Genomic DNA, 17,706 nt, shown 5'->3' on the forward strand with positions numbered 1-17,706 from the left:
CGCATCCTCGATGTGCCCTTCACCATGGCCGACGCCACCACGCTCACCGAGGCCGGCTATGTCGGCGAGGACGTGGAGAACATCATCCTCAAGCTGCTCCAGGCCGCCGATTACAATGTCGAGCGGGCGCAGCGGGGCATCGTCTATATCGACGAGGTCGACAAGATCAGCCGCAAGTCCGACAACCCATCGATCACCCGCGACGTGTCGGGCGAGGGCGTTCAGCAGGCCCTGCTCAAGATCATGGAAGGGACCGTCGCTTCGGTTCCGCCGCAAGGCGGCCGCAAGCACCCGCAGCAGGAGTTCCTGCAGGTCGACACCACCAACATCCTGTTCGTCTGCGGCGGCGCCTTCGCCGGGCTGGAAAAGATCATTGCTGCCCGGGGGCGGACCACCTCGATCGGCTTCGGTGCCAAGGTTGAGTCCGTCGATGACCGCCGCACCGGCGACATCTTGAAGGGGGTCGAGCCGGAGGATCTTCTGAAGTTCGGCCTCATCCCCGAGTTCATCGGCCGCGTGCCGGTGATCGCGACCCTCGACGACCTCGACGAGGAAGCCCTGATGCGCATCCTGACCGAGCCCAAGAATGCGCTCGTGCGGCAGTATCAGCGGCTGTTCGAGATGGAGGACGTGCAGCTCACCTTCGCCGAAGAAGCCATGCGCACCATCGCCAAGAAGGCGATCGACCGGAAAACCGGGGCGCGTGGCCTTCGTTCGATCATGGAGGGCGTCCTGCTCGACACCATGTTCGAGCTGCCGAGCCTCAGGGGCGTGGAGGAGGTGGTGATCAGCGCCGAGGTCATCGAGGGCAAGGCAAGGCCCTTGCGGATCTACTCCGACCGGCATGAGGAGCTCGGCTCGAGCGCCTAAGCGGGGGGTACGCCTTCTTCCCCGCTTGATCGACCGGCCGAATCCCACTCAGAATAGTGGGAATCCGCGCCGCGTCTGCTAAAAGGGAGCCATCTTGAAGCTGACCCGTGGGGTCGCCAACTACGAATTGGCGAGCCGTAATAATGCCGCAGGGCCGGCGCAATCGTTTACCGAGATATTCGGAGGTGATGCCGAGGGCAGAAGCAGGCTGCCGTGCAAGGGGGGGAAAGAGGTGCAAGTGGAGCGGTTGGCGCGCCATTTGCTTAGAACAATGGGACTGACATGACCGAACCAACACCGCACAGCACTGAAGCAGGGGGCCCGGAGCACTACCCGGTGTTGCCGCTCCGCGACATTGTCGTCTTCCCCTACATGATCGTGCCGCTGTTCGTCGGCCGCGAGAAATCGATCGCTGCTCTCGAAGAAGTGATGCGCACCGACAAACAAATTCTGCTGGTCGCGCAAAAGAACGCGAGCGACGACGAGCCGTCGACCGATGGCATCTACGCCATGGGCACGCTCGCCTCGGTGCTCCAGCTGTTGAAGCTGCCCGACGGCACCGTGAAGGTGCTGGTGGAAGGCACCGTGCGCGCGGCGATCAAGCGCTACACCGACAATGAGAACTACTTCGAGGCCGAGGTCGAGCGGGTCGAGGAGACGCTCGGCACCGAGGAGGAGATCGAGGCGCTTTCGCGTTCGGTCGTGTCCCAGTTCGAGAGCTATGTGAAGCTCAACAAGAAGATTTCCCCCGAAGTGCTCGGCACTGCGGCGCAGATCGAAGACTATTCGAAACTCGCCGACACCATTGCCTCGCACCTCGCCATCAAGATCGCCGAGAAGCAGCAGCTGCTCGAGGTCACCACCATCACCGAGCGGCTCGAGCGCGTGTTCGCGCTGATGGAGAGCGAGATCTCGGTGCTGCAGGTCGAGAAGAAGATCAGGAGCCGCGTCAAGCGTCAGATGGAGAAGACGCAGCGCGAGTATTACCTAAACGAGCAGATGAAGGCGATCCAGAAGGAGCTTGGCGACAGCGAGGAAGGCCGCGACGACCTCGCCGAGATCGAGCAGAAGATCGAGAAGACCAAGCTCTCCAAGGAAGCCAAGGAAAAGGCGCTCGGCGAGTTGAAGAAGCTCCGCCAGATGAGCCCGATGTCGGCCGAGGCCACGGTCGTGCGCAACTATCTCGACTGGCTCTTGTCGATCCCGTGGGGCGTCAAGAACAAGATCAAGCGCGACCTCGACGAGGCGCAAGTCATCCTCGATCAGGACCATTACGGCCTTGAGAAGGTCAAGGACCGCATCGTCGAGTACCTCGCGGTGCAGAACCGGACCAACATGCTCAAAGGCCCGATCCTTTGCCTGGTCGGCCCTCCCGGCGTCGGCAAGACCTCGCTCGGCAAGTCCATGGCGCGCGCCACGGGCCGCGAATTCGTGCGCATGAGCCTTGGCGGGGTGCGCGACGAGGCCGAGATCAGGGGCCACCGCCGCACCTATATCGGCTCGATGCCCGGCAAGGTCATTCAGTCGATGCGCAAGGCGAAGAAGATCAATCCGCTGTTCCTGCTCGACGAGATCGACAAGATGGGCGCCGATTTCCGCGGCGACCCGGCTTCGGCTCTGCTCGAAGTTCTCGACCCTGAGCAGAATCACACCTTCAACGACCACTATCTCGAGGTCGATTACGATCTGTCGAACGTGATGTTCGTCACCACGGCCAACACGCTCAACATCCCGCCGGCCCTGATGGACCGCATGGAGATTATACGCATCGCGGGTTACACCGAGGATGAGAAGATCGAGATCGCCCGGCGGCATTTGATCCCGGCTCAGACCAAGGCGCATGGATTGACGGCCGAGGAGTGGGCCCTCGACGACGACGCGTTGAAGGAAATCATCCGCCGCTACACCCGCGAGGCAGGGGTCCGCAATCTGGAGCGAGAGATCGCCAAGATGTCGCGGAAGTCGGTCAAGGAGCTTCTGACCACTAAGAAGACGTCGATCCAGGTCACGCTCAAGAACCTCGAAGACTATCTCGGCGTGCAGAAGTTCCGCTACGGCGAGGCGGAGCTCGAGGATCAGGTCGGCGTGGTCACGGGTCTAGCCTGGACCGAGGTCGGCGGCGAGTTGCTCACCGTGGAAGGCGTGATGATGCCCGGCAAGGGCAAGATGACCGTCACCGGCAATTTGCGCGACGTGATGAAGGAATCGATCCAGGCGGCCAACGCCTATGTGCGCTCGCGCGCGGTCGAGTTCGGCATCAAGCCGCCGCTGTTCGAGAAGCGCGACATTCACGTGCACGTGCCTGAGGGTGCAACCCCGAAGGACGGCCCTTCGGCCGGCGTCGCCATGGTGACGGCGATCGTCTCGATGATGACCGGAATTCCGGTGAAGCGCGACGTCGCCATGACCGGCGAGATCACGCTTCGTGGCCGGGTGCTTCCCATCGGCGGCCTTAAGGAGAAGCTGCTTGCGGCCCTTCGCGCCGGCATCAAGACGGTGATTATTCCAGATGAGAATGCCAAGGATCTCACGGAAATCCCGGACCATCTCAAGAATGCCCTCGACATCCGCACGGTTTCGCGCATGGACGAGGTGGTGAAAATCGCCTTTGTGCGCCCCCTCCAGCCCATCGTCTGGGAGGAAGAGGGCGAGGAGGCCGGCAAGATCGTACCGCCGAAAGACGAGGCCCCGGCTGGCGTAACCGCCCATTAATGGCGGAAAACGGCGGTTTTTGCCGTTAACTTCCCCAATCTTTATGGTCCCGCTCGACTTCTCGGGCCGGACCATTTTTGTTGATTTTCCGCGTTTTTTGGCTCAGTCATACACCACTTGTTTGTGAATCGGAGCGTACCCAAGCGGTCGTGGAGGGATAGGACCTCCGCAAGTTAAGGCCGAGCGAAAGGATGAACACCCGTGAACAAAGCTGAACTTGTCGCCCATGTGGCGAAGGAATCTGATCTGTCGAAGGATGCGGCCGAGAAGGCCGTGGACGCGACGTTCAAGAATATCGAGAAGGCTTTGAAGGTCGGCGATACCGTCCGGATCGTGGGCTTTGGCAATTTTCAGGTCGCGCAACGCAAGGCCTCGACCGGCCGCAATCCGCGCACCGGTGCCGAGGTCCATATCCCTGCCTCGCGCGTTCCGAAATTCCGCGCCGGCAAAGCCCTGAAAGAGGCCTGCAACAGCTAGCCTCGCAAACGATCGATCTTTCTAAGGCGGAGTCCCGCTTTCAAGCGGGCTCCGCCTTGTTGTTTCCGCTAGGCAACGAGCGGGCCGGCGTCTTATCTCGCATCCTTGGCGGGGCGGTTAGCTCAGCTGGAAGAGCGCCTGGTTTACACCCAGGAGGTCGGCAGTTCGAGACTGTCACCGCCCACCATCCTGCTTCGCGCTGAGCGCTTCGCAGGATTTGCTTCATAGCCGATTGCGAAGCAGGATGCCCTCCGAAGCCTTGGCGGAGGAGGGCTGTCAGCATGCACTATGTCTATCTGCTACAGAGCGAATCGGCTGCTGACCAACGCTACATTGGGGTTACGTCCGACCTAAGACAGCGGCTTGTGGAGCACAATGCTGGGAAGTCTGCGTACACGTCCAAATTTGTTCCCTGGACGTTAGTGACCTACATCGCTTTTTCGGATGAGCGGAAGGCCACCGCCTTCGAGATTTATCTGAAATCCGGTTCCGGCCACGCATTTGCTAGAAAAAGGCTGTGGTGACCCCCCAAATCCTGATGCTTCCCTGGTGTAGGGTTGGTCTTTGGTTCCAGGCAAACCTGACTAGGCCGCGGTGCCATGAAAATCGAGTGTCCAAAGAACATGCTCGTCCACGTCCAGAAGGTCCTGGACGGGGAATACGACATTCCTTACCGGCACCCTGCGCCCGTGATCCTGGACATCGGGGCCAATGTCGGGAGTTTCGCGGCCTGGGCGCTCAAGCGCTGGCCAGGCGCCCAGGTCCACTGCTACGAACCGCTTTCCGACAATTTCGCGCTGCTGAAGAGAAACCTGGCCCAATTCCCAGAATCTTCTGTGAGCCTGAACAACTTCGCGATCGGCGACCCGAGCCTGACGCGGCTTTACCTCGGCCGCAACAATTGCGGCGAGGGGAGCTTCTACAAGAGCAACGAGCAGTCGGGGGCGACAGTCGAGGTCGAGACCAGGGCGCCTGACGTTCTGCCCAAGGCGGACATCGTCAAGATCGATACTGAAGGCTCGGAAATCGACATTCTAAGCCGCATGACCTCCTTCGATTTTGACGCCATCTTGCTCGAATATCACTCCGAGGCGAACCGGCGAAAGGTCGATGCGCTGTTGCAGGACTTCGCTCTTGTCGGCGGTGGCATCCGCGAATTGAACCGCGGGACGCTGAAATTCGTGCACAAGAGGCTGCTCAAGGGCCGCTGATCGGGGCTTGCCTTGACTTGGCGAATCCCAACCCGTACATGCCTTGAGGCATTGCCCCTGGCCGCTCTCGCGGCCGGCAAGGGGGTGTAGCTCAGTTGGTTAGAGCGTCGGCCTGTCACGCCGAAGGTCGCGGGTTCGAGTCCCGTCACTCCCGCCATTTTCAAGAATGCCGCGTCTTTCCGCATCTCGTACTAGCCGCTCTTGGAGTTGTCGTTGATCGAGTTCCCCGGACATGCCCCCGGCCATCAACGATTGGAGAGAAGCGGACCTAAAGCCGACCTTGCCGAGTCGCCAGCCCCCAAAATAACCTCTAAAGACGCCCCGGTGACAGCCGATCGCGGAGGAGTGGGACAAAGTTGATTCCGCTGCAGCAGCCATGTGTCGGCGCCGCCGAACTTGCAGCCGTCGGCCAGGTTTTCGAGCTTCGCTGGCTCGGCATGGGTGCCGAGACACGCCAATTCGAGCAGGCGCTAGAAAACCTCCTGAACGTCAAGCACGTGATCGCAGTCAACACCGGCACCAGCGCCCTACACTTGGCGCTGGCGGCGCTAGACTTGCTGAGCGGGGATGAGGTGATCGTCCCATCGCTGACGTTCGTCGCCAGCCCGCAGGCGATTTTAGCCGCCGGTGGAACGCCCGTCTTCTGCGAGATCGACCCGCAAACGCTGAACCTAGACCTCACCGATGTCGCCGCATGCATCACGCCGCGTACCCGGGCAATCATGCCCGTCCACTACGGCGGCGTGCCCTCCGATATGAGACCGCTGTTGGCCATGGCGAAGGAGCACGGCCTGCGAGTCATCGAGGACGCCGCCCACGCATTCGGATCGCGATATGAAGGACAGCTCATTGGCAGCTTCGGCGATGTAACCTGCTTCAGCTTCGATCCGATCAAGAACATCACTTGCGGCGAAGGCGGTGCCATCGCCACTAACGACTTGGCGCTGGCCGAGCGGGTCAAGATCGCCCGCATCCTGGGGATCAGCAACCACACGTGGAACCGTCTACATCAAGAACGTTCGTGGGCATACGAAGTCGGCTCACCGGGCTTTCGCTACCACCTGAGCAACATCAATGCCGCTATCGGACTGATTCAGCTGGGCCGGGCGCATGAGTTCCGCGAGCGGAAGCAGGCGCTGGTGCGCCGTTACGAGCAGTTGCTGCCGCGGCACGAGCTGATCCGGTTGGTGACCCGCGCATCCGACGACGTCTTTCCGTTCTTCTACGTCATCCGCGTGCTCGGCAGCCATCGCGATGAGATGATGCGCCGGCTGAAAGCCCGCGGCATCGACACGGGCATTCACTACATTCCCAACCATCTGCAGCCCCTGTTCCGCGCCAATCAGCGCGCGCTGCCGGTGACTGAGCGCGCCTTCGGCGAGATCCTCACCCTGCCGCTATTCGTTGAGATGGCTGACGACCAAGTGCAGAGGGTGGCCGAGGAGATCGCAAACGCTCTGGACGAACTGCGATCGGCGCCCGCTGCGCTGCCGGCGGCGCTAAGTTAGAAGGATCTAACCGTGTCGCAGAAGCTGTTGATTCTGGGCAACCGCACATTCGCCGTCGAAGTCGCCGACCTCGCCGCCGACATCCCAGGTGTCACGGTCGCCGGATACGTTGAGAATCTGGAGCGTCGCCGCTGTGCCGAGACCATCGATGGCATGCCGATCCACTGGATCGATGACCTCGGCCCGCTGGCAGCGGATCACGTCGCGGTGTGCGCGCTGTCAACCACCCACCGCAGCCGCTTCGTCCGCGAGGCGGCCGACCGTGGCATGCGTTTCAGTAAGCTCGCCCATCCGATGGCGCGCATCTCTCGCTCGGCCAGCGTCGGCGAAGGCTCGATCCTCAATGTCAGCGCGATCATCGCGGCCCATACACGCCTGGGGCGGCATGTTATTGTTAGTCGAGCCGCCCTTGTCGGCCACCACACGGCGATTGGCGATTTCGTCACCATCGGACCCGGTGCCAACATTGCCGGCTGCTGCAGCATCGGACAGGCGACGTACATCGGCATGGGCGCGATTATCATCGATCACCTGAACATCGGTAGCCACTCGGTTATCGCCGCGGGCGCCGTCGTTACCCGGGACGTGCCCGACAACGTGATGGTCTTTGGCGTGCCGGCGAGGGTCGTGAAGCGAGGAATCGACGGCAAATGACCGTAGCTTGGTTCCGTGACCATTTCCATGGATAGCGTTCGGACAGTCGACGTAACGGTAGTGCTCCCGGTTCACAACAACGCTGCAACTTTGGTGCCGCTTTGCGAACAGCTGAAAGCTGTCCTAAAAAGGATGGGCCTGGGTTTCGAGCTGCTTTTCGTTAATGACGCGAGCACAGACGCATCCCCGGAGACAATGCAAGGACTGGCGCGGCAGCATCGCGAAGTGACGTTGCTCAAATTGTCGAGGAACGTGGGACAGCATATTGCCGTCCTGCATGGCTTGAGCAAGGCGAGCGGTGAGGTCTGCATCGTCATGGATGCAGATATGCAAGACCCTCCATCTTCGCTCCCTTCGCTTTGGGCGGCCCGTTCCGATGGCGTCGCGGCGGTTTTCGGTGGCAGGCGTGGCCGCTATGAGTCATTGGCGCGGCATTTCACTTCTCGCCTCTATAAGCGCGTGCAGCACATCATCACGGGCTTGCCGCTCGATGCCGGAATGTTCGTCCTCATCGAACGTCCTCTTGTCCAAGCACTTCTTGAGTTTCCAACCCGGCGTCCAGTGCTGCCGGCAATGATCGGCTGCCTTGCCGTACCGACCATCTCGATCCCGGTGGAGCGTCAAGTGAGGATACGCGGCCGTTCGAGCTACAAGGGGCTAGCCCGCCTGCGCTTAGGTATCAAAGGCATTGCGTGTGTACTCGAGTATCGCTTCTGGTCCGCATCGGCGCCTTATCTGCAGCAGGACGCCTGTGGCGTCGTGACTGAATTCACTCGTGCACAAGTGAGACAAGATGCTCGGCGGTAGCCGTCTTGAAGCGACTCTGGGCTCCTTTCCGGCGTCCAATCGAAGGTGCCCCATGCATGAGGCCGACATGGGCTCGTTACGTCCCTTTGAGCCCCCGGTCGGTCCCACGGCAAATTGCACTGCAAAACCGCGGCAAAGCGCCTATTTTCCAGGCTTTTGCGGGGGCCTTTCTTGCCACGGTCACCTTGCTGCGGTAAGCCTCAGTCATTATTTCCAAATAAGCCGCCGCTGACATCCGGGAACGCCGTTTCATATCAATCGTCAGCGTGAGGCGCAGAAGCCATGAGCCAGCTCCTACAAGCCTATCTGCCGCTCGTCATTTTCATCGGCATCGCCTTTGTGATCAGCGCGGCGCTGCTCGTCGCTCCCTTCATCATCGCGCCCAGCAAGCCAGACCCTGAGAAGGTGTCGGCCTATGAATGCGGTTTCGATGCCTTCGACGACGCGCGCATGAAATTCGACGTGCGCTTCTACCTGGTGTCGCTTTTGTTCATTATTTTCGATTTGGAGGTTGCGTTTCTTTTCCCCTGGGCAGTGGCCTTCGGGGATGTTGGCGTGTTGGGCTTCTGGTCGATGATGGTGTTTCTCGCCATCCTCACCGTCGGCTTCATCTATGAGTGGCGGAAAGGCGCGCTCGAATGGGATTAGGCCCCGAGATCAATTTTGAGCAGCCCAAGGAGGGCAGGGGCTCCGGCCTCATCACGCCGGCGCAAGGACGATTTGGCGACTTTTCCGATGCGCTCGCCGACAAGGGCTTCCTCCTCACCACCGCCGACGAGCTGGTCAACTGGGCCCGCACCGGGTCGCTCATGTGGATGACCTTCGGCCTTGCCTGTTGCGCCGTGGAGATGATGCAGGCCTCGATGCCGCGCTACGACCTCGAGCGCTTCGGCTTTGCACCGCGCGGCAGCCCGCGGCAGTCAGACGTGATGATCGTCGCCGGCACGTTGTGCAACAAGATGGCGCCGGCCCTGCGCAAGGTCTACGACCAGATGCCTGAGCCCCGCTACGTCATCTCCATGGGCTCCTGCGCCAATGGCGGCGGCTATTATCACTATTCCTATTCCGTGGTGCGCGGCTGCGACCGCATCGTGCCCGTGGATATCTACGTGCCCGGCTGCCCGCCAAGCGCCGAAGCGCTCGTTTACGGTGTGCTGCTCCTGCAGAAGAAGATCCGGCGGACCGGCACGATCGAACGCTGAGGCTTTCCTTGTCCTGGATGATTGATGGACGACGCCCTTAACGAGCTCGGCGCTTATCTCGCGGATCGCCTCGGCCCTGCGGTTCTGTCCCGGCAATTGGCCCTTGGCGAGATCAGCATCGAGATCGACCGCGAGCAGCTTCTCTCCGTCCTTGAGTTTCTCCGCGACGATGCGAATTGCCGCTTCGGTTGCCTGATCGACATTTGCGGCGTCGACTACCCTGAGCGCGAGCGCCGCTTCGACGTGGTCTATCATCTCTTGAGCCCCTGGCATAACCACCGCATCCGCGTCCGGGTGAAGACCGACGAGGCGACGGCCGTGCCGAGCGCGGTCACGGTCTTCCCGGCGGCGAACTGGTTCGAGCGCGAAGCCTACGACCTCTACGGCATCCTGTTCTCCGGCCACCCCGACCTGCGCCGCCTGCTCACCGATTACGGTTTCGAGGGACATCCATTGCGCAAGGACTTTCCGCTCACCGGCTTTGTTGAGCTTCGCTACGACGATGAATTGAAGCGCGTGGTGTACGAGCCGGTGAAGTTGATGCAGGAGTTCCGCAGCTTCGATTTCCTGAGCCCGTGGGAGGGGATGGATACTGCCATTCCGGGTGACGAAAAGGCAGGCGAGGCGCCTCCGCGTGCCGACAAGGATGCCAAGCCATGAAGCCGACGTTAAAGGCGGGGCTCAAGCATTCCTTCTCCTACACGGTTCCGATTCGGAAGACGGTGCCGCATCTTTATGAAGAGTCGCCCGAGCTCGCCGCCATGCCGGAGGTGTTCGCCACCGGCTTCATGGTCGGACTCATGGAATGGACCTGCGTGCAGTTGCTCGCGCCTCACCTCGACGCCGGCGAGGGGAGTCTCGGCGTCCATATCGACGTAGCGCACAAGGCTGCCACCCCGGTCGGTTTCGCGGTCACCGTCGAAGCCGAGTGCATCGAGGTAAGGGGGCCGCGCGCCAAGTTCAACGTCAGGGCCCATGACGGCGTCGACGAGATCGGATCGGGCACCCATGAGCGGTTCATCGTCGCCTGGGACCGGTTCAACACATCCGTCGCCGCCAAGGCCGCCAGGGCTTCACCCAAGGTTGACGCATGATGGTACGAGAGCAGCATCTCGCTCCCCGCTCCCCCCTTGTGGGGGAGCACGTTCGCGCCTCTTCGCGCGAACGGAGGGGGGTGTGCAGCGTCGCCTTAATCCATACCCCCCTCCCTATCCCTCCCCCACAAGGGGGGAGGGGAGAACAAGCGGCGAGGTCGCGATGATCCCGTCCGACTCAACGAAGAGCGACATTCGCGATGCTGAAGCCGAGAGCGGCCGGCGGGAGGGTGACGACCGCAAGTTCACCATCAATTTCGGGCCGCAGCATCCTGCCGCGCACGGCGTGCTGCGCCTCGTGCTCGAGCTCGACGGCGAGATCGTAGAACGCGTCGATCCGCATATCGGGCTGCTCCACCGCGGCACTGAGAAGCTCATCGAGCACAAGACCTATCTCCAGGCGCTGCCCTATTTCGACCGCCTCGACTACGTGGCGCCCATGAACCAGGAGCACGCATACGCGCTTGCGGTGGAGAAGCTCGTCGGCGTCACGGTGCCGAAGCGCGCCCAGCTGATCCGCGTGCTCTACTCCGAGATCGGCCGGCTCCTCTCCCACCTCCTCAACGTCACGACGCAAGCTCTGGACGTCGGCGCGCTCACGCCGCCGCTTTGGGGCTTCGAGGAGCGCGAGAAACTGATGGTGTTCTACGAGCGGGCAAGCGGCAGCCGCATGCATGCCGCCTATATACGCCCCGGCGGGGTGCATCAGGACCTGCCGCCCGAGCTCGTCGCCGACATCTACGCCTTCTGCGATCCCTTCCTTAAAGTCTGCGACGACATCGAGGGTCTGCTCACCGACAACCGCATCTTCAAGCAGCGCAACGTCGATATCGGCGTGGTGAAGCTCGAAGACGCCTGGGCGCACGGCTTTTCCGGCGTCATGGTGCGCGGATCGGGCGCCCGCTGGGATTTGCGCAAGAGCCAGCCCTACGAGTGCTATTCGGAACTCAAGTTCGACATCCCCATCGGCAAGAACGGCGACTGCTACGACCGTTACCTCGTGCGCATGGAGGAGATGCGCCAGTCGGTGCGCATCATGAAGCAATGTTGCGAGCTTCTGACCACCGAGCTTGGGCCGGTGACGGTGGAGAACCACAAGATGGTGCCGCCGAAGCGCGCCGTGATGAAAAGCTCGATGGAAGCGCTGATCCATCACTTCAAGCTCTACACCGAGGGCTATCACGTTCCGGCCGGAGAGGTATACGCCGCGGTCGAGGCGCCGAAGGGCGAGTTCGGCGTCTATCTCGTGTCGGACGGAACGAACCGCCCCTATCGCTGCAAGATCAGGGCGCCCGGTTTCGCGCATTTGCAGGCGATGGATTTCCTGTGCCGAGGCCATATGCTGGCCGATGTCTCGGCAGTGTTAGGATCGATCGATATCGTGTTCGGCGAAGTCGATCGCTAGGCGTGGTCAGGAGATCGGAGGAGGGGTGATATGAGCAGATTTATCAATGGGTTGCTGACCTGGAGCGCTGCTTGCGCATTCACCCTCTTGCTGTTTTTCGCCCTGCCGCTCGCTGCCGCTCCAGCCGACAAAGACAGCGCTCCGCCGGAAAAGGGAGTGGCCCCGGAAGCCTCCGAGCCGAAGAACGCCGACAAATCCAAGGGAGAAAGCAAGCCCGAAGAAGCTCCCCCGCCGGACGTGAAGCCCGAAGAAGCCCGGCCGCCAGATGCGAAGACTGAGGAAGCGCCGCCACCCGACGCGAAGGCTGAGGAAGCGCCACCTGCAGCCGGAGGGATCCAGTCGGCGGTGAAGATGAAAGACATCCTCGCCCAAGGCTTTCTGATCAGGACCACAGTGTTCATTCCGGCCGATGCGGTCACCCGCCACGTCGGCGAGGTGTCCCCCGATGCCGTCCTTCTGACTCTGCAAAAAGAAACCGCGATTGCGGTTTGCTATTACACGCTCAAGGCCTATGTGAACAAGAAGGACCTGACCGATATCGCGTCCTGTACCGTGTACCGCTAGGAGGCGTCTGTCACGCTCTTGCGCCTGATACACCTACCAAAAGAAGAAACGAGCCTATGAGCGTCCGCCGTCTCGCCGCCGAGCAGCCAGAAGCCTTCGCCTTTACGCCTGAGAACCTCGATTGGGCGAAGGACCAGCTCAAGAAATATCCGCAAGGGCGTGAGGCCTCGGCGGTGCTGCCGCTGATGTGGCGGGCGCAGGAGCAATGCGGCGGCTGGCTGCCCGAGCCGGCGCTCCGCTATATCGCCGACCTGCTCGACATGGCCTATATCCGCGTTTACGAGATCGCCACCTTCTACACCATGTTCAATCTCGCGCCGGTCGGCCGCTACTACGTGCAGCTCTGCCACACCACGCCCTGCTGGCTGCGCGGCGCCGACGCGCTGAAAGATACCTGCCGCAAGCTGATCGGCGAGCCAGGTCACGTCACCAAGGACGGGCTTTTCTCCTGGACCGAGGTCGAATGCCTCGGTGCTTGCGTCAATGCGCCGATGGTGCAGATCAACAAGGACTATTACGAGGACCTGACGCCGGAGAGTTTCGAGCAGATCCTGCTGAAGTTGCGCGAGGGGCGCAAAGTGAAGCCCGGCCCGCAGGATGGCCGGCACTCCTCCGAGCCTGCGGGCGGACCAACGACACTCATCGCGCAAGGACTTTATGCCGAGGCGCCGGCGGGCGACTCTCGCGCAGACGAGGGCGAGCTCGCTCTGGCCGACGACGAGGCAAAAAATCCTGGCGCTGCGGCAAGCGCCCGCGAGGCGGCCGTACCGAAGCCTCCCCTTGGTGACAGTTCCGGCCTGAGACGAAAGTGATGCTGAAAGACTCCGACCGCATCTTCAAGAATCTCTACGGCTTCCATGACTGGCGGCTCAAGGCGGCACGCGCCCGCGGTGCCTGGGACGGCACCAAGGCCATGATCGAGAAGGGCCACGAGGCCATCATCGAGGAGGTGAAGGCCTCAGGTCTCAGAGGCCGTGGCGGCGCCGGCTTCCCCACCGGCCTCAAATGGTCGTTCATGCCGAAGCAGTCCGACGGCCGCCCGAGCTATCTCGTGATCAACGCCGATGAGTCCGAGCCCGGCACCTGCAAGGACCGGGACATCATGCGCTACGACCCGCATCTCTTGGTCGAAGGCGCGCTGCTCGCGTCCTTCGCCATGCGCGCGCATGCCTCCTACATCTACATTCGCGGCGAGTTCATCCGCGAACGCGAGGTGCTACAGGCGGCGATCGACGAGGCCTACGACGCGAAGCTGATCGGCCAGAACAACGTCAACGGCTGGGACTTCGATCTTTATCTGCATCACGGGGCAGGCGCCTATATCTGCGGCGAGGAGACGGCGCTGCTCGAAAGTCTCGAGGGCAAGAAAGGCATGCCGCGGCTGAAGCCGCCATTTCCCGCCAATGTCGGCCTTTACGGCGCGCCGACCACGGTCAACAACGTCGAGTCGATCGCGGTGGTGCCCGACATCCTCCGCCGTGGCGCGACCTGGTTTGCGGCGCTCGGCAAGCCCAACAACACCGGCACCAAGCTGTTCTGCCTGTCAGGCCACGTGAACACCCCCTGCAATGTCGAGGAGGAGATGGGCGTGGAATTGCGCGAGCTGATCGACCGCCATGCCGGCGGCGTGCGCGGCGGCTGGGACAATCTGCTTGCCGTGATCCCCGGCGGCTCATCGGTGCCATGCATCCCGGCAAGCCAGTGCGACAACCTGCCCATGGATTTCGATTCGCTCCGCGATTTGAAGAGCGGGCTCGGCACGGCAGCCGTGATCGTCATGGACAAATCAACCGACATGATCCGCGCCATCGCAAGACTGTCATACTTCTACAAGCATGAATCTTGCGGGCAGTGCACGCCCTGCCGCGAGGGCACCGGCTGGATGTGGCGGGTGCTCGAGCGCATGGCCAAGGGGCAAGCCGAGAAAAGCGAAATCGATATGCTCCTCAAAGTGAGCTATCAGGTCGAAGGTCACACCATATGCGCCCTCGGCGATGCCGCGGCGTGGCCGGTGCAAGGCCTGATCCGCCATTTCCGCCACGTCATCGAGGAGCGCATCGACGCGCAGGCGACGAAGCCGCTCGCGCCTTCAGTCCCCGTGGCGGCAGAGTAGCGACCCATGATCTGGTTCTGGGATAACGCCGTGACGCTCGCCAATCTGGTGATGGCAGCGGCCGCCATCGCCGCGCTGATCTATGCCCATCTGCAGATCGCGGAGAACAAGAGAGCCGAGAGCCGGGCCAATGCCAACGAATTGTGGCGAGAGACGCTTCGACTCGCTTTTGACAACCCGAAGCTTTCCGATCCGGCGCTGAAGCTTGCGCAATTCGACTACGAGGGGCGCACCATCGACGGCAGCATCGAGCTGTTCCAGAAATACGAGCTCTATGTCGACACCATCCTCAACGCCAGCGAGGAGATCCTGGAGGTTTCGCCGACGAAGGAATGGGACGCCGCCGCGCGTATTCAGCTCAAGCCGCATCGCGACTATTTGATGTCGTCCTACTATCGGAACTCCGGCTACCTCGAACAATACGGACCGAGGTTTCGGGAGTTCCTCTACGAAGCGCTGAACGACCCTCGCCACACACCGCCGGGGCCACCGAAAGTCGCCAGGATCGACGCGCCGCAAAGGAAGGCAAGCAAGCGTGCCTAAGCTCATCATCGACGGCAAAGAGCACGAGGTGCCGAACGGCATCACCCTGATCCAGGCCTGCGGGCTCGCCGGCATCGAGATCCCGCGTTTCTGCTATCACGAGCGCCTGTCGATCGCCGGTAATTGCCGCATGTGCCTGGTCGAGGTCGCCGGCATGCCGAAGCCCGTGGCTTCCTGCGCCATGAGCGTCAACGATCTCCGGCCCGGCCGCGACGGCACGCCGCCGACCATCATCACCGGCTCGGAGACGGTGAAGAAGGCACGCGAGGGCGTGCTCGAGTTTCTGCTGATCAATCATCCGCTCGACTGCCCGATTTGCGACCAGGGCGGCGAATGCGACCTGCAAGACCAGACCATGGCCTATGGCTTCGACGCCGGCCGTTTCGCCGACAACAAGCGTGCCGTCGAGGACAAATATCTAGGGCCGCTGATCGACACCTACATGACCCGCTGCATCCACTGCACGCGCTGCATCCGCTTCATGACCGAGGTCGCGGGCGTGGAAGAGCTTGGCGCCATCGGCCGCGGCGAAGACATGGAGATCACCACCTATCTCGAGCACGGCATGATGTCGGAGCTTTCCGGCAATGTGGTCGACCTTTGCCCGGTGGGGGCGCTGACCTCGAAGCCCTATGCCTTCGTCGCCAGGCCCTGGGAGCTGACCAAGACCCAATCGATCGATGTCATGGACGCGCTCGGGGCAAACATCCGCGTCGACAGTCGGGGCCGCGAGGTGCTGCGCTTTCTGCCGCGGGTGAACGACGCCATCAACGAGGAGTGGATATCCGACAAGACGCGCCACGTCTGGGACGGCTTGCGCGTGCAGCGTCTCGACCGGCCTTACCTCAGGCGCAACGGGAAGCTCGAGCCGGTCACCTGGGACGAGGCTTTCCACGCCGTCGCCGAGAAGCTGCGCGGCATCGACGGTAAGCGTTTTGCGGCGATAGCCGGCGATCTTGCCGCGGCAGAGGAGATGTTCGCGCTGAAGGCTCTCGCCGGGCAACTCGGCTCGCCCAATATCGATTGCCGCCAGGACGGGGCAAAGCTCGATCCTGCGCTCGGCCGCGCCACCTATCTGTTCAACGCCACGGTCGAAGGCATCGAGCAGGCCGACGCCGTTCTCCTCGTCGGCACCAATCCGCGCCTCGAGGCGCCGGTGCTCAATTCCCGCATTCTCAAGCGCTTCCGCCAGACGCAAGGCCATCTCCCCATCGGCCTGATCGGTTCGCAAGCCGACCTCACTTACGGCTATGAGCATCTCGGCGCTGGGCCTGAGACCTTGGCGAAGCTTGCAGGCGGTTCGCACCCGTTCTTGGAAAAGATGAAGGGCGCTGAGCGCCCACTCGTGATCGTCGGCCAGGCAGCGCTCGCGCGCGCCGATGGCGCCGCCGTTCTGGCGCTCGCCGCCAAGGCTGCGATGGCGATGGGTGCCGTGAAGCCCGATCTCGGCTGGAATGGGTTCAGCGTGCTGCACACAGCAGCAGCGAGAGTCGCCGGCCTCGACCTCGGCCTCGTGCCAGGCGAAGGGGGGAGGGACGTCGAAGCCATCCTCGAAGGCGCGGAGAGGGGCGAGGTCGATGTCGTCTATCTGCTCGGCGCCGACGAGATCGACATGAGCCGGCTGGGCAAGGCCTTCGTCATCTATCAGGGCAGCCACGGCGACCGCGGCGCCCATCGCGCCGATGTCATCCTTCCAGGCGCCGCCTACACAGAGAAGGACGCGATCTACGTCAACACCGAAGGCCGCCCGCAGATGACGGCGCGCGCCGTCTTCCCGCCAGGCGAAGCGCGCGAGGACTGGAAGATCGTCCGGGCTCTGTCCGGGGCGCTCGGCCAGACTTTGCCGTTCAACTCCGTCGCCGAGCTCCGCGCCAAACTCTTCGCAGCCTGTCCGCATCTTGCCTTGCTCGACCAAGTCACTCCGGCCGACAGCGCCGCCATCGGCAGGCTCGCGGCCCAAGAAAGCGGCAAGATCAGCAGAGATCGCTTCGGCGAGGCCGTCACCGACTTCTATCTCACCAACCCGATCGCGCGGGCGTCCGCGATCATGGCGAGCTTGAGCGCGATGCATGAAGCTGGCGCAGAAGGAGCGACCGGCACCCATGGCTGAGTTCTGGTCAAGCTATGGCCTGCCCATCGCCCTCATCGTCGGGCAGAGCCTGCTTCTGCTCGTCACCCTGCTGATCGTCGTCGCCTTCCTGCTCTACGCCGACCGCAAAGTGTGGGCGGCGGTGCAGATGCGGCGCGGGCCGAATGTGGTCGGGCCCTTCGGCCTGCTGCAATCCTTCGCCGATCTGCTGAAATTCGTGTTCAAGGAGCCGATCGTCCCGGCCGGCGCCAACAAGGGCATCTTCCTGCTCGCCCCCATCGTCACTGCAGGGCTCGCACTCTCCGCCTGGGCGGTCATTCCCGTTGCCGACGGCTGGGCCGTCGCCGACATCAATGTCGGCATTCTCTACATCTTCGCCATCTCGTCCTTGCAGGTCTACGGCGTGATCATGGCCGGCTGGGCCTCCAACTCCAAATACGCGTTCCTCGCGGCGCTC

19 protein-coding genes and 2 tRNA genes are annotated in these 17,706 nt (G+C 62.3%); all 21 read left to right on the plus strand.

What is annotated here, in order from left to right:
- Positions 1-870 (plus strand): ATP-dependent Clp protease ATP-binding subunit ClpX (gene clpX, locus ACREC7_RS11910; RefSeq protein ID WP_431555905.1); only part of this gene is annotated, 870 nt, incomplete at its 5' end.
- A gap of 282 nt (positions 871-1,152) precedes the next feature.
- Complete coding sequence (gene lon, locus ACREC7_RS11915) at positions 1,153-3,582, plus strand: endopeptidase La (RefSeq protein ID WP_431555906.1); 2,430 nt, start codon at positions 1,153-1,155, stop codon at positions 3,580-3,582.
- Positions 3,583-3,783: 201 nt separating this feature from the next.
- Positions 3,784-4,059: an HU family DNA-binding protein gene (locus tag ACREC7_RS11920; RefSeq protein ID WP_431555907.1), complete on the plus strand. Its 276-nt coding sequence runs from the start codon at positions 3,784-3,786 to the stop codon at positions 4,057-4,059.
- A gap of 111 nt (positions 4,060-4,170) precedes the next feature.
- A tRNA-Val gene (locus ACREC7_RS11925) sits at positions 4,171-4,246 on the plus strand.
- Positions 4,247-4,340: 94 nt separating this feature from the next.
- Positions 4,341-4,583 carry a GIY-YIG nuclease family protein gene (locus tag ACREC7_RS11930; protein WP_431555908.1) on the plus strand — a complete coding sequence of 81 codons (243 nt, stop codon included), beginning with the start codon at positions 4,341-4,343 and terminating at the stop codon, positions 4,581-4,583.
- Between the two features lie 99 nt (positions 4,584-4,682).
- Positions 4,683-5,270 carry an FkbM family methyltransferase gene (locus ACREC7_RS11935; protein ID WP_431555909.1) on the plus strand — a complete coding sequence of 196 codons (588 nt, stop codon included), beginning with the start codon at positions 4,683-4,685 and terminating at the stop codon, positions 5,268-5,270.
- 80 nt (positions 5,271-5,350) lie between these two features.
- A tRNA-Asp gene (locus ACREC7_RS11940) sits at positions 5,351-5,427 on the plus strand.
- 199 nt (positions 5,428-5,626) lie between these two features.
- Positions 5,627-6,778: a DegT/DnrJ/EryC1/StrS family aminotransferase gene (locus ACREC7_RS11945; RefSeq protein WP_431555910.1), complete on the plus strand. Its 1,152-nt coding sequence runs from the start codon at positions 5,627-5,629 to the stop codon at positions 6,776-6,778.
- A 12-nt stretch (positions 6,779-6,790) separates the two neighbouring features.
- A complete protein-coding gene (locus ACREC7_RS11950) occupies positions 6,791-7,432 on the plus strand; it encodes an acetyltransferase (protein WP_431555911.1) in 642 nt (213 codons plus the stop codon).
- Positions 7,433-7,447: 15 nt separating this feature from the next.
- On the plus strand, positions 7,448-8,239 hold the full coding sequence (locus ACREC7_RS11955; protein ID WP_431555912.1) for a glycosyltransferase family 2 protein: 792 nt from the start codon (positions 7,448-7,450) through the stop codon (positions 8,237-8,239).
- 282 nt (positions 8,240-8,521) lie between these two features.
- Positions 8,522-8,887: an NADH-quinone oxidoreductase subunit A gene (locus ACREC7_RS11960; RefSeq protein ID WP_431555913.1), complete on the plus strand. Its 366-nt coding sequence runs from the start codon at positions 8,522-8,524 to the stop codon at positions 8,885-8,887.
- Positions 8,878-9,441, plus strand: a complete 564-nt coding sequence (locus ACREC7_RS11965) for a NuoB/complex I 20 kDa subunit family protein (protein ID WP_424390075.1) — start codon at positions 8,878-8,880, stop codon at positions 9,439-9,441. The genes ACREC7_RS11960 and ACREC7_RS11965 overlap by 10 nt, the downstream gene beginning before the upstream one ends.
- A gap of 24 nt (positions 9,442-9,465) precedes the next feature.
- Positions 9,466-10,101, plus strand: coding sequence for an NADH-quinone oxidoreductase subunit C (locus tag ACREC7_RS11970; protein ID WP_431555914.1), 636 nt, complete (start codon positions 9,466-9,468; stop codon positions 10,099-10,101).
- Entirely contained in the window at positions 10,098-10,535 is a 438-nt protein-coding gene (locus tag ACREC7_RS11975) for a thioesterase family protein (RefSeq protein ID WP_431555915.1), read from the plus strand. The genes ACREC7_RS11970 and ACREC7_RS11975 overlap by 4 nt, the downstream gene beginning before the upstream one ends.
- 163 nt (positions 10,536-10,698) lie before the next feature.
- Positions 10,699-11,940 carry an NADH-quinone oxidoreductase subunit D gene (locus ACREC7_RS11980; protein WP_431555916.1) on the plus strand — a complete coding sequence of 414 codons (1,242 nt, stop codon included), beginning with the start codon at positions 10,699-10,701 and terminating at the stop codon, positions 11,938-11,940.
- A 30-nt stretch (positions 11,941-11,970) separates the two neighbouring features.
- A complete protein-coding gene (locus ACREC7_RS11985) occupies positions 11,971-12,504 on the plus strand; it encodes a hypothetical protein (protein ID WP_431555917.1) in 534 nt (177 codons plus the stop codon).
- Positions 12,505-12,560: 56 nt separating this feature from the next.
- Positions 12,561-13,316, plus strand: coding sequence for an NADH-quinone oxidoreductase subunit NuoE (gene nuoE, locus ACREC7_RS11990; RefSeq protein ID WP_431555918.1), 756 nt, complete (start codon positions 12,561-12,563; stop codon positions 13,314-13,316).
- Positions 13,316-14,617 (plus strand): NADH-quinone oxidoreductase subunit NuoF, encoded by a 1,302-nt coding sequence (gene nuoF / locus ACREC7_RS11995; protein ID WP_431555919.1) that lies wholly within the window; start codon positions 13,316-13,318, stop codon positions 14,615-14,617. The genes nuoE and nuoF overlap by 1 nt, the downstream gene beginning before the upstream one ends.
- Before the next feature lie 6 nt (positions 14,618-14,623).
- On the plus strand, positions 14,624-15,160 hold the full coding sequence (locus tag ACREC7_RS12000; protein WP_431555920.1) for a hypothetical protein: 537 nt from the start codon (positions 14,624-14,626) through the stop codon (positions 15,158-15,160).
- The gene (gene nuoG / locus ACREC7_RS12005) at positions 15,153-17,270 is read left to right on the plus strand and encodes an NADH-quinone oxidoreductase subunit NuoG (protein WP_431555921.1); all 2,118 of its coding nucleotides are present in this window, start codon (positions 15,153-15,155) and stop codon (positions 17,268-17,270) included. The genes ACREC7_RS12000 and nuoG overlap by 8 nt, the downstream gene beginning before the upstream one ends.
- The coding region (locus tag ACREC7_RS12010) for an NADH-quinone oxidoreductase subunit H (RefSeq protein ID WP_431555922.1) at positions 17,263-17,706 on the plus strand (444 nt) is incomplete at its 3' end. The genes nuoG and ACREC7_RS12010, both read left to right, overlap by 8 nt.

This window comes from Methyloceanibacter sp. (assembly GCF_050728395.1).
Lineage (GTDB): Bacteria > Pseudomonadota > Alphaproteobacteria > Rhizobiales > Methyloligellaceae > Methyloceanibacter.